General features: G+C 48.6%; 13 protein-coding genes. 7 read left to right on the top strand and 6 right to left on the bottom strand.

What is annotated here, in order from left to right; genetic code table 11:
• Positions 1 to 201 (bottom strand): class I tRNA ligase family protein (locus MR847_RS10655; protein WP_287723730.1); only part of this gene is annotated, 201 nt, incomplete at its 3' end.
• 121 nt (positions 202 to 322) lie between these two features.
• On the bottom strand, positions 323 to 595 hold the full coding sequence (locus MR847_RS10650; RefSeq protein WP_157797880.1) for a hypothetical protein: 273 nt from the start codon (positions 593 to 595) through the stop codon (positions 323 to 325).
• 31 nt (positions 596 to 626) lie between these two features.
• On the opposite strand from MR847_RS10650, the gene MR847_RS10645 reads away from it, so the two are divergent.
• Entirely contained in the window at positions 627 to 1268 is a 642-nt protein-coding gene (locus MR847_RS10645; RefSeq protein WP_146139538.1) for a hypothetical protein, read from the top strand.
• Positions 1269 to 1293: 25 nt separating this feature from the next.
• Here the strand turns inward: MR847_RS10645 and MR847_RS10640 are convergent, their stop codons facing one another.
• A complete protein-coding gene (locus MR847_RS10640) occupies positions 1294 to 1467 on the bottom strand; it encodes an HNH endonuclease (RefSeq protein WP_277002289.1) in 174 nt (57 codons plus the stop codon).
• A 253-nt stretch (positions 1468 to 1720) separates the two neighbouring features.
• Here MR847_RS10640 and MR847_RS10635 point away from each other — a divergent pair, with 253 nt between their 5' ends.
• Positions 1721 to 3637 carry a cellulase family glycosylhydrolase gene (locus MR847_RS10635; protein WP_106520224.1) on the top strand — a complete coding sequence of 639 codons (1917 nt, stop codon included), beginning with the start codon at positions 1721 to 1723 and terminating at the stop codon, positions 3635 to 3637.
• Between the two features lie 80 nt (positions 3638 to 3717).
• Here the strand turns inward: MR847_RS10635 and MR847_RS10630 are convergent, their stop codons facing one another.
• Positions 3718 to 4452, bottom strand: coding sequence for a tRNA threonylcarbamoyladenosine dehydratase (locus tag MR847_RS10630; RefSeq protein ID WP_287723729.1), 735 nt, complete (start codon positions 4450 to 4452; stop codon positions 3718 to 3720).
• 177 nt (positions 4453 to 4629) lie between these two features.
• On the opposite strand from MR847_RS10630, the gene MR847_RS10625 reads away from it, so the two are divergent.
• The gene (locus tag MR847_RS10625) at positions 4630 to 5928 is read left to right on the top strand and encodes an OmpP1/FadL family transporter (RefSeq protein WP_287723728.1); all 1299 of its coding nucleotides are present in this window, start codon (positions 4630 to 4632) and stop codon (positions 5926 to 5928) included.
• A gap of 3 nt (positions 5929 to 5931) precedes the next feature.
• Here the strand turns inward: MR847_RS10625 and MR847_RS10620 are convergent, their stop codons facing one another.
• On the bottom strand, positions 5932 to 6783 hold the full coding sequence (locus MR847_RS10620; protein ID WP_287723727.1) for a nuclease-related domain-containing protein: 852 nt from the start codon (positions 6781 to 6783) through the stop codon (positions 5932 to 5934).
• 119 nt (positions 6784 to 6902) lie between these two features.
• On the opposite strand from MR847_RS10620, the gene MR847_RS10615 reads away from it, so the two are divergent.
• Genes MR847_RS10615 through prmC form a run of 4 tightly spaced genes read left to right on the top strand, consistent with a single transcriptional unit; the run spans position 6903 to position 10389 of the window.
• The gene (locus MR847_RS10615; protein WP_287723726.1) at positions 6903 to 7463 is read left to right on the top strand and encodes a LemA family protein; all 561 of its coding nucleotides are present in this window, start codon (positions 6903 to 6905) and stop codon (positions 7461 to 7463) included.
• Positions 7464 to 7472: 9 nt separating this feature from the next.
• Positions 7473 to 8447 (top strand): M48 family metallopeptidase, encoded by a 975-nt coding sequence (locus MR847_RS10610; protein WP_277002277.1) that lies wholly within the window; start codon positions 7473 to 7475, stop codon positions 8445 to 8447.
• 26 nt (positions 8448 to 8473) lie between these two features.
• Positions 8474 to 9538 carry a peptide chain release factor 1 gene (gene prfA, locus MR847_RS10605; RefSeq protein WP_100425112.1) on the top strand — a complete coding sequence of 355 codons (1065 nt, stop codon included), beginning with the start codon at positions 8474 to 8476 and terminating at the stop codon, positions 9536 to 9538.
• Positions 9535 to 10389: a peptide chain release factor N(5)-glutamine methyltransferase gene (prmC, locus tag MR847_RS10600; RefSeq protein WP_287723724.1), complete on the top strand. Its 855-nt coding sequence runs from the start codon at positions 9535 to 9537 to the stop codon at positions 10387 to 10389. The genes prfA and prmC overlap by 4 nt, the downstream gene beginning before the upstream one ends.
• Positions 10390 to 10398: 9 nt before the next feature.
• On the opposite strand, the gene MR847_RS10595 is transcribed toward prmC, so the two are convergent.
• Positions 10399 to 10620: a hypothetical protein gene (locus MR847_RS10595; protein WP_287723723.1), complete on the bottom strand. Its 222-nt coding sequence runs from the start codon at positions 10618 to 10620 to the stop codon at positions 10399 to 10401.
• Positions 10621 to 10622: the final 2 nt, after the last annotated feature.

Genomic DNA, 10622 nt, shown 5'->3' with positions numbered 1-10622 from the left:
GATATCCTTGATGGTACCGGCAAGCAAGTGACCGTAGTGCGGAAGGCCCGTTGCAAACGGAGGGCCATCGTAGAAAGTGTACGGTTCGGTTTCCGGACGGGAGTCCAGCGACTTCTTGAACGATTCATCCTTATCCCACAGGGCGAGCACGCGCTCTTCAATCTGCGGGAAGGTCTCTTCTTTCTTTACTTCACGAAACATGATATAATAACCTCAATCGGTAATTTTTTTGGCATAAATTTAGAAATCAATAAAAGCTGACGACCCACGACAATGTTGTTTTGGGGGTATTACTCGCAACATCCAAAACTTGACCATCAACCTATGCGTTTATCCGATAAGGTCGACCGCCCAAATTATGCAATTTGAACAGATAACGGCGATTTCTTTCAAATGTGAAGCCTCTTTGGAAATACCAGTCCGACAGAGGAATTACACTTTCATCCAATGACAAGAAACCTGTTAATTCAGCCCTATCTTCCAACGGATTTAACTCAACATTTCCATACTCGTCATATAAGCTATATATATAGTGCATAGATTCATGCAATAAAGTTCCCGCAGCCTCATAAGTTTTTGCACGACGATCGTTCATCACTTCAACATTTAATATCTATATTGAATTTATGAAGCGTTTTTTTCTTGCATTACTCTTTATATCTTCAGTTTGTTTCGCTCAAGATGCGGCAAGCTCAAGTTCTGTAGAAAAAAGTTCTTCATCAGCTGCGGATTCACAAATACGCTGTCCTGAACTCGAATACCACGGAATGCAAACGACCAAATACATCCCCAACAAGCCCTATATCATAAATTGGGATCGAAATACCATAGATTTAGAAGGCATTGTAGACTATGTTGGTTCCGACACCTTTTTTGTTGACGGGATAATTCCGATTCTTTTTGCAGATTCCACCAAAATTGCTGCAAAACTTATAAAGCTTAGGCAAGTAACGATTAGTTCTACAGACAATTCTATGAAAACCGCATTTGATTCCAACTTCGTCTACATCCCTTTGACTTTTAACACAAATAAAGGCGACACTATTTCTGCTAACAACTATTCCGCATCCATTTTTTTAGATTGTTCATCACCTTACATCGTCCCATACGCCTTTTTTATGGGGGACTTTTCCGTCAATTCGCCATCGAATGTCACGGCAATTAAACCAATCCATCATAAGCAAAATAATATCTCGGTAAAAACACATAACAGAAATGCGTCTGGAAGATTTCTAAATAGGAAACCTTCCAAAATAATTCGGTACTAAGTATATCTGTAGCGGAACTTCTGCTCTACTTGTCGCTCTTTCTCCGATTGCAATCCCTGCATAACATTTGACAGTTTGTATCAATTGCCGGGCGAATGTCGAGCTTGCCACCAAAGGCGACAACGCGCCCCGTTTCGTCATCGTTGCAGTAACCTTCCACAAGGTCGCGGATTTCAATTTGCTTGTGTTCAATTTTCATGATTAGGATTTAGGGATTAGGATCTAGGGGTTAGAGGTTTTCTTGGCGGCGGATAAGGATGCGAGCGTAAGTTGGTTTGCCGTTTATACTGAGCCTTTTTGCCCAAGGCAATTCTTCCCCATTTTCCAAATTTTCCCTTCTATCTAAATCTAACACGGTTGATACAGAAAACATTTAAAAATCAGTATTCAAATTCGTCCTCTTTCTCCGTTTTTCTATATCTTTAATTTAAACCTTTTTAATAGGAGACTTTATGCGCTTTCGTAACCTAGCACTCATCTCTGCAGCATCCGCATTTGCCCTGTGGACAAGCGCCTGCTCCGACGATAAATCCAGCGCGCCGGAAGAAGACGCGCCTCTTGTTTCCTCTGCAGTCGAAGAAAGCTCCTCTTCCGTAGCGGACAAAAACGATCCGGAAAGTTCCTCTTCCGACTCTACAACCGCTTCAAGTTCGAGCATTGCCGCTCCAACAAACGGACTTTTATTAGATGACATGGAAGACGGCGACGGTGGAACTTCTATCGGTTCCGGCTGGTACACCTATAACGACAACGACAACAAAGCCGCCTCGGTCATCACGACTCCTGTTGACGAAAGCGGCAATCCGATTGCATCCCCGACGGACAACGGTTCTTCTTATGCGTTCAAGGTGGAATTCACTTTGGACAAGGGCGATTACGCTTACGATCCGTATGTCGGCTGGGGCTTTGAAGTCCCGAGCACGGTCGACGTCAGCAAGTATGCTGGCATTCGCTATTCGTATAAAGGTGCCGCTCACTACATTCACGTAGAAACTTCCGATGTCATCGACTACGACGTGCATCTTTCCGCCGTGAAAAAATCCGACACTTGGACAACCGTCACGATCGACTTCAACAACCTCGTCCAAGGCGGTTGGGGCGAAGCAGTCGCATTCGATCCGGCACATGTCACCAACATCAGCTTCCAGGTTAAGGGCAACGGCAAAGTGGATTCCGTGATGATTGACGACGTTTACTTCATCATGGAAGAAGATCTTCCGCCGAAGACCGCCGACATGACGATTCACGCACCGCAAGTGATTAGTCCGAACATCGGCGATATCACCATCAGCACTCCGCTCCAAGAAAAGGCGATGAAGTATTTGGACAAGGGCGTGAACTTTACCAACTGGCTCGAAGAAGCGGACGGCAAGTTCACCGGTAAATTTGAACTCGGCGAAAATGATGTTAAGATCCTTTCCGAAAACGGTTTCAAGGCTCTTCGCCTTCCGATCGACTTGGACCTTTACGTAGACAACCGCGCCGAATATCTCGCCGACACGACCGGCACCGTGAAGCTCCAGATGAACGATTCTATCTACATCGTACTCGACTCCTTCGTGAACTGGACGAAGCGCTACGGCATGTCGCTCACAATCGACTACCACGAATACGACAACAGCTACAACGTAACAACGTCCACCGACGCAAAGTACCTCGCCATGATGGCAAACGTTTGGAAAGCTGTCGCTGCTCACTACGCTTCGAACGAACGCGAAGACCTCTTCTTCGAACTTTTGAACGAACCGGATATGAAGGACGGTAAGGTGACCCAGGCGAACTGGACGATTGCCGCTCAGGGTATGATCGATTCCATCCGCACGGTCGATACCAAGCACACGATTATCTTCGGTGACGCCCAGTGGTACTCCATCGCTCTCCTCGCCAAGCGTACTCCGTTCACCGATGACAACATCATCTACGCGGTACACTCTTACGAGCCGTACATCTTTACGCACCAGGGCGCCTCTTGGACGGAAGCCTCTTCCATCAAGAACCTTCCGTTCCCGTACGACACCACCAAGTGGTCCGTCTACTCTTCGGATTTCGGCGTGAACGCTTCGACGGCTAGCTGGATCAAATCCGCAGTCAAGAACTATTACAAGACCGGTAGCAAGGGCTACATCCTGAACCAAATCTACACCGCCAAGAAGTGGGCTGTTGAAAATCAGGTTCCGATCATCATCAACGAATTCGGCGCTTACAACGTCGCTTCCACGGCAGAAGACCGTTTGAACTACCTTACCGCTGTCCGCGAATCCTGCGATTCCCTTCAGGTTCCGTGGCAGCATTGGGGCTACACCGGTGGCTTCGAAGTCATCCGCGATGGAAAGCTGATCGACGGCATGGACAAGGCTCTGGGGCTCTAAAGACTTCTTTCCCCTAATAATTAAAAAAGCTCCCGAGAAAATCGGGAGTTTTTTTTTGATTCTTTCTATTTTCGTTTCAGCTATTTCGTTTGACTGACGATGTCTTGTATGACAAGCCCCGCGATGGTGAAACCGTAAATTGCGGTGATGTGGGAAAGCGCCCCGTTGATCTGTGCCTTTCGCGGATCGCTTTCGTCTGTACCGCCCTGGTTTTGCAAAAGTTCTTCACTGAAAACGCACTTGAATTTTTTCGCCGGCAAAATATGCATAGAGCGGAACTTGGTCCGCAGCGCCCGCGCAAGCGGGCAGCCCTGCACCTTCCAAAATTCTGCGACTTGGATTTTTGTCGGGTCGAGTTTTAAGGCGGCACCCATCGAAGAAAAGAACTTCGCCTTTGTCTTACAGGCAGTCAAAATCAGGTGCGCCTTATCCTTTAAAGAATCAATGGCGTCGATGATGTAATCGTATTCATCAAGCTTAAAGCTTTCCGCCGTCTCCGCAGAATAAACCGCCTTCCGCGCATCGATTTCCGCAGACGGATTGATTTGCAACAAACGTTCTTTCAGTACATCGACCTTCGCAAGCCCCACGGTCCGTGTCGTCGCCATCAACTGACGGTTCAGATTGGAAACGCAAACACAGTCACTATCCACAATCGTTATTTTTTGAATTCCTGACCGCACAAGGCTTTCGACGCACCACGAACCGACACCGCCCACGCCAAAAACAATGACACGTTTTTGAGTCACCTCCTGCAAAGCAGAGGCGCCCAGAAGACGCTCGACGCGAGCCAAAAATTCAAAATCCGTATTCATATTCCAAAAGTTAGCAAATCCGGCTAATTTCTTAAGAACCTGTCATTTAATGAATCTTCATTCAACTAATCAACCAATTTCGTAAATGAACAGCAATTCATTTATATGTAATGAATTACTTGCAGATTCCCATCAATCTTGTAACAAAACGCTTATTTAACTAGTTTGCGCGGCACTATGAGAAATCCAATGCATATCACCAAACTTCTTCCGCTGTTTGCAACCGCTGCCTTTGCCGGCGGCATTATGCACAACACAAACCAGTCCACGGACTTCGTTCGAAACTTTGCCCAGGACGCCTCCATTTCTAACTCCGCCGTTTATTACAACCCGGCGGGAACAGCTTTCGCAGACGACGGACTTTTCGTTTCGGTCAACAGCCAAACCGTTTGGCAGACCCGAGAAATCGAAACCGACCTTCTTGGCGATTATGAAGGGGAATCTTTTGTTCCGGTGATGCCTAGCATTCTCTTGAACTGGCACCGCGGAAACTTTGCCGTGTCCGGCGGTTTCTTTTTAATCGGAGGCGGTGGAGAAGCCAAATTCTATGACGGTCTCCCGATGATCGACCAGCTCATTTCCGCGATGATTACAGCCCAGTCCAGCGCTAATCCGGCTCTTGCAAAGCTCGCCGCGGCTGCAGGGATTTCAAACCCGACCGATCTTTTTAGCGCAAAATTTACCGGCAAGCAATACGTTTACGCTTGGCAACTCGGTGCCAGTTACCGCTTCTTCGATATGTTCTCCGCATTCCTCGGCGCCCGTTTCAACTACGCCGACAATGCATACGAAGGAACCATGAAGTCCTCGATCGACAACGAAACGCTGAACGCCCTGTTCACCAAAACGCTTCTCGATTGCGAACAGACCGGTTGGGGCATTACTCCCATCGCAAGCCTCGGTTTCCACTACAAAAAACTTTCCGCAGGCATCAAGTACGAGCACAACACTTCCATTGAAATGGAAACCGACACCGAAGAAATCGATGCGACAGTCGCCGCCACAATGCCTCAATTTACAGACGGCGCAAAAACGGACAACGACCTTCCGGCCATCCTTTCTGTCGGCGTCAGCTACGCATGGCTCGACTGGCTCCGCACGGGCATCGGATACCATCATTACTTCGACACGTTCGCCAGCTATCCCAACGACAAGCAGGACGATTTGGACGGTGACGAAAATGAATTCGTCTTCGGCATCGAAGCCGACATCGTGGAACAGCTCACGGTTTCCCTCGGACTCCAACGGACACTCTACGGAATCACCGATGAATATATAAACGACCTGAGCTTCGTGACTGATTCCTGGTCGATCGGCGGAGGCCTCGCATTCCGTTTTACTCCAAAATTCCAAGCCCAAATCGGTTACATGGAAACGATCTACGAAGATTACAAGAAAAAGGAAGCCACTGGCATCACGAAAACGTATGATAGAACAAGTCACAACATCGCTGTCGGACTTGACTTCAAGATTTAACGTTTAGTAATCCGAAAATTGATCGGACAATGCGGCGAGTTCTTTTGCGAACTCGCCGATTTCATTTTCCGAAAAGACCGGGGTCGCCAAACTAAACGTCCGCAACAAGCTCTGCAACAGCTGGGATCTTAAGACGAATTTGCGGTTCACCGTACTTTCAGGAATTTCTTTCAACACCGCCTTATCGTCAAAGACGATATACGAAAAGCACGGAATCGAAGAAAAGTCCACGCCCTCGAACATACGCCGCAAAGCCTCTTCATTTCTTACACTGCGTGCCATCGGATTTTCAAAGTTCGATTCCCGGTTCACGTTTTCCTTCATTTTCGTCGCATGCCAGGATTTGGAATTGGCATCTCCGTAAATCCAGCCGGTTTTCTGCACATTTTCAAACAGGTAAAGACCGGTCGGGTGAATGAGCACTGAGTCAATATGCGTCGTATCGTTCAGGCTGTTTCGCAGCAAGTAGACGTTATTCAGAATTTTAAAATAAGTTCCTTTCGAAGCCCGAAACAAAATCGAATCCGTCAAGAATTCCGCATTGCGATGCCGTTTTTCCGCATCATCCGGCATCGAACGCAAAAACTTTGCTTCCGCATCCAACTTTACCGCATAATTCCACTCATTTTCGGTAACCTTATTATGAACAAGCTTGATTTTCCGCACCAGGCGAGGCTTTAAGCAGAAAAGGCCCCGATGCCAGACTTCAAACGTATAAGTCCCATAGGCAAGGCCGATTAACGCGCCTTCATCGGCACGATCCAGCTGCACTTTACAGCTCAAAAGACGTCCTTGCTCATCTCGCAAGACGATTTCATCCCATCCCCACACGAGAAAGGCGAAGATAACTCCCAATACTGCCAAAAATACGATTACCATCACAAATAAATTAAGGTTTATTTTGACAACGAAATGTTATATATTACTTTCAGAATTAAAATCAGTTCAACAACGAACTTTTTAGAGAGGTTTTTATGAGTTTTGGGCTCGTTATTCTCGTCGCGATCGTCATTATCGTCATCGCCATCATCAGCATTTACAATTCGCTCGTCCGCTTGCGCAATAACCGCGAAAACGCCTTCGCCGATATCGATGTGCATTTAAAACAGCGCCACGACCTGATTCCGCAACTCGTCGAATGCGTCAAAGGCTACGTCAAGCACGAAAGCGAAACCTTAGAGGCGGTGACAAAAGCCCGTGCCGGTGCCATGACCGCAAACACGGTCGACGAGAAGATCGCCGCCGAAAGCAAACTCACCTCCGCCTTGAACGGATTGAAGGTGACCCTCGAAGCCTATCCGGATCTGAAGGCAAACCAGAACTTCATTCAGCTCCAAGAAGAAATCGCGGACATCGAAAACAAGCTCGCCGCAAGCCGTCGCTTCTTCAATTCCGCTACCAAGGAATACAACAACCAGGTTCAAACCTTCCCGGCAAACATCTTTGCTAGCGCCTTCGGCTTCCACAAGGAACCTATGTTCGACGTGGGTGAATCCCGCGCATCGCTTGAAGAAGCTCCAAAAGTCCAGTTCTAACCGAGCTTTATGGCGAAAGAATATGTTGGATTGCAAAAGCAGATCACGCGTAACAATCGCAGTTGCGTGATTATGCTTTTATCTTTTCCGGCCATCGTCCTCGGGTTAATTTATGCGGTATGCTACGTCTGGGCATTCAGCGAACAGTTGAACAGTCTGGTCGCCATCCCATGGAAAGCACACGCTTTTGAATATTTTACCAAGGTAGGCCCAATCGCATTCCTGTGCATTCTCGCCTGGTTTCTCATCGCGTACTTCTACAACGTCTCGATCATCAGCTATTCTACAGGCGCCCGCAGCATTGAACGCAAAGAAAACAAGCGCGTATATAACCTGATTGAAAACCTCTGTGTCGCCACGGGCACGAGCATGCCCAAGGTTCAAATCATCGACGTTCCCACGATGAACGCCTACGCAAGCGGCATCAACGAAAGCACTTATACAATTGCGCTCACCCAGGGCATTATCGACAACCTCGACGACGAAGAACTCGAAAGCGTCATCGCACACGAACTTTCACACATTCGAAACAACGATGCCCGCGTCATGATCGTTTCAATTGTCTTTGTCGGCATCTTTTTGTTGCTCGCCCAGCTTTTTTATTACCTGATCCGTTCAGGCATTGCAAGCGCCGGAAGTTCTTCCCGTAAAAGGGGAAAGGGAGCAGGTTCCCTATTGCTTCTTTGCTTTGTTTTAATGATCCTTTGCTACTTCGCCTATCTGCTCTCGTTCTTCATCCGTTTTGCGGTCAGCCGGAAGCGGGAATATTTGGCGGACGCCGGCAGTGCCGAAATCACGCACAAGCCTTGGGCTCTCGCCAGAGCCCTGCGGAAAATTTCCGGAAATTCCGATATTCCGGGCATTAAAGACTCCGCCGTATCGCAACTTTTTATCGACTCTTCAGAAGACGCAAGTTTTTTCAACTTCTTTACCAGCACACATCCGCCCATTGAAAAGCGAATTGAATTTCTTGAACAACTCTAATTCTCAAATTTTCTAAATTTGGGGCAATGTTAGACGCCGCACAAAAAGTCATCGAAAAATACGAAGAACTCGAATCGGAACTCGCCTCTCCGGACGTGATTGCCGATCAAGCTAAATACACCAAGCTCCAAAAGCAGTACAAAGGTCTCGAAAAGAGCTGCCTCAAGGCGAAGGAATTCGTCCAGCTTTCGAGCGATCTGCAGGAATGGAAGCAGGTCCTTGCCGGAAACGATCCGGAACTTTCCGAAGCCGCCAAGGAAGAAATTCCGCCGATTGAAAAGCGAATCGAAGAGCTTGAAAACGAGCTTCAGATTTTGATGGTCCCGAAAGAACCTTGGGACTTCCGCAATGCGACTCTCGAAATTCGCGCAGGTACCGGCGGCGACGAATCCGCCCTGTTTGCAGGAGACCTCTTCCGCATGTACCGCGGTTACTGCGATCGGATGGGATGGAAGATGACCGTACAAGATGCTTCTGAAGGAACCGTCGGCGGATACAAGGAAATCCGAGTCTTTATCGAAGGCGACAGCGTCTACGGCACGCTCAAGTTTGAAAGCGGCGTGCACCGCGTGCAGCGCGTTCCGGATACCGAAACGCAGGGCCGCGTTCATACGTCCGCGGCAACCGTCGCCATTCTCCCGGAAGCAGAAGAAGTCGATGTGGAAATCCGCGAAGCCGACATCCACATGGACACGTACCGTTCTTCGGGCGCTGGCGGTCAGTACATCAACAAAACCGACTCCGCTGTTCGACTCACCCACATTCCGACAGGCGTCGTGGTGAGCTGCCAAACGGAACGTTCGCAGTTGCAGAACCGTTTGCACGCTATGGAAATGCTCCGTTCCAAAATCTTGGATGCGGTCATTGCCAAAAAAGAGCAGGCCGAAGCCGCAAGCCGTAAAGCTCTCGTCGGTACCGGCGACCGTTCCGCTAAAATCCGCACGTACAATTTCCCTCAGAACCGTGTGACCGATCACCGTGTGAACCTCACCCTTTATAAGCTCGACAACGTGATGACGGGAGACATTCAGGAACTTGTCGACGCCCTGCAGATGGCTCACGCCCAGGAAGTTCTTGGAAAGCTCGCATGAACACCGTCCTTGAAATATTAAACAAGACGACGACGTTCTTTCAGCACAAGGGCGTGCCCAACCCGCGTCTCGATGCGCAGTACATCCTTGCGCACGGCTTAAAGATGAAGCGCATGGAGCTTTATCTGAACTTCGACAAACCGCTTTCCGAAAGCGAACTCGAAGTTCTGCGTCCACTCGTCGCCCGCCGTGCAAAGCGTGAACCGCTCCAGCACATTGTAGGCAGCACAAGCTTCCGCGGAAATGAAATTCACTGCGACCGCAGAGCGCTTATTCCGCGTCCCGAAACGGAATCGCTGATCGACTTCTTAAAGGAACGTTTGACCGGTAAAGACAGGTACCGCATTGCCGACATCGGCACAGGCACAGGCGCCATCGCCATTGCCGCCGCCAAGGAAATCAAAGGCGCAAGCGTTGTCGCTACTGACATTTCCAAAGACGCGCTGGAACTTGCCAAGGAAAATGCGACTGCAAACGTAGCCACCGTGGAATTTTTCCAAGGCGATCTTTTGAACGCTCTCCCGGAAGGCGAAAAGTTTGACGCAATCGTCAGCAACCCGCCGTACATTCCCGATGCCGAAAAAGAAAAGCTCCAGCCGGAAGTCCGCGATTACGATCCGTCGCTCGCACTGTTCGGCGGCCCAGACGGTTTAACTCTCGTCCGCAAGCTTTTGGAACAGTCCAAAGACCATTTGAATCCGGGCGGAATCATCCTGATGGAAATCGGCCCGGAAGCCGACGAAGACAAGATTCTCGAAAAGGAATCCGGGAACTATCCATGGCTCAAATGGGTCGGCGTTCTGCCGGACTTTTACGATAAGCTTCGTTTTGTGGAATACAAAGCCATTTAATTCCTTTTCTCAATTCTCGTAACCGAACGCGGCGAGGACGTATGTTTCGTTTTCACCGTGACGGTAATAGCTCAGAAGAGTTTCATCATCCTCTTCCGAAAGCTCGTAGCCTTGCAACGCAAGCTGGTCGGCAATGCGATGGCGAAAAGATTCAAAGCCGCTAAGCGTATAACGGGAAAATGCGGCTACAAGGCGATTATTAAAATAAGTGTTCTTTTGTGCAGTTTTCATGT

Origin of the sequence: Hallerella sp. (assembly GCF_022776125.1) — a bacterium.
GTDB lineage: Bacteria > Fibrobacterota > Fibrobacteria > Fibrobacterales > Fibrobacteraceae > Hallerella > Hallerella succinigenes.
The sequence above is the reverse complement of the archived record's forward strand: the minus strand, read 5'-3'. Positions and strand labels throughout refer to the sequence as shown.

Coding starts and splice junctions, on each gene's coding strand:
- prfA (WP_100425112.1), top strand. CDS start 8,474: ATGTTAGACGCCGCACAAAAAGTCATCGAAAAATACGAAGAACTCGAA.
- MR847_RS10645 (WP_146139538.1), top strand. CDS start 627: ATGAAGCGTTTTTTTCTTGCATTACTCTTTATATCTTCAGTTTGTTTC.
- MR847_RS10630 (WP_287723729.1), bottom strand. CDS start 4,452: ATGAATACGGATTTTGAATTTTTGGCTCGCGTCGAGCGTCTTCTGGGC.
- MR847_RS10635 (WP_106520224.1), top strand. CDS start 1,721: ATGCGCTTTCGTAACCTAGCACTCATCTCTGCAGCATCCGCATTTGCC.
- MR847_RS10610 (WP_277002277.1), top strand. CDS start 7,473: ATGGCGAAAGAATATGTTGGATTGCAAAAGCAGATCACGCGTAACAAT.
- prmC (WP_287723724.1), top strand. CDS start 9,535: ATGAACACCGTCCTTGAAATATTAAACAAGACGACGACGTTCTTTCAG.
- MR847_RS10650 (WP_157797880.1), bottom strand. CDS start 595: ATGAACGATCGTCGTGCAAAAACTTATGAGGCTGCGGGAACTTTATTG.
- MR847_RS10625 (WP_287723728.1), top strand. CDS start 4,630: ATGAGAAATCCAATGCATATCACCAAACTTCTTCCGCTGTTTGCAACC.
- MR847_RS10640 (WP_277002289.1), bottom strand. CDS start 1,467: ATGAAAATTGAACACAAGCAAATTGAAATCCGCGACCTTGTGGAAGGT.
- MR847_RS10595 (WP_287723723.1), bottom strand. CDS start 10,620: ATGAAAACTGCACAAAAGAACACTTATTTTAATAATCGCCTTGTAGCC.
- MR847_RS10615 (WP_287723726.1), top strand. CDS start 6,903: ATGAGTTTTGGGCTCGTTATTCTCGTCGCGATCGTCATTATCGTCATC.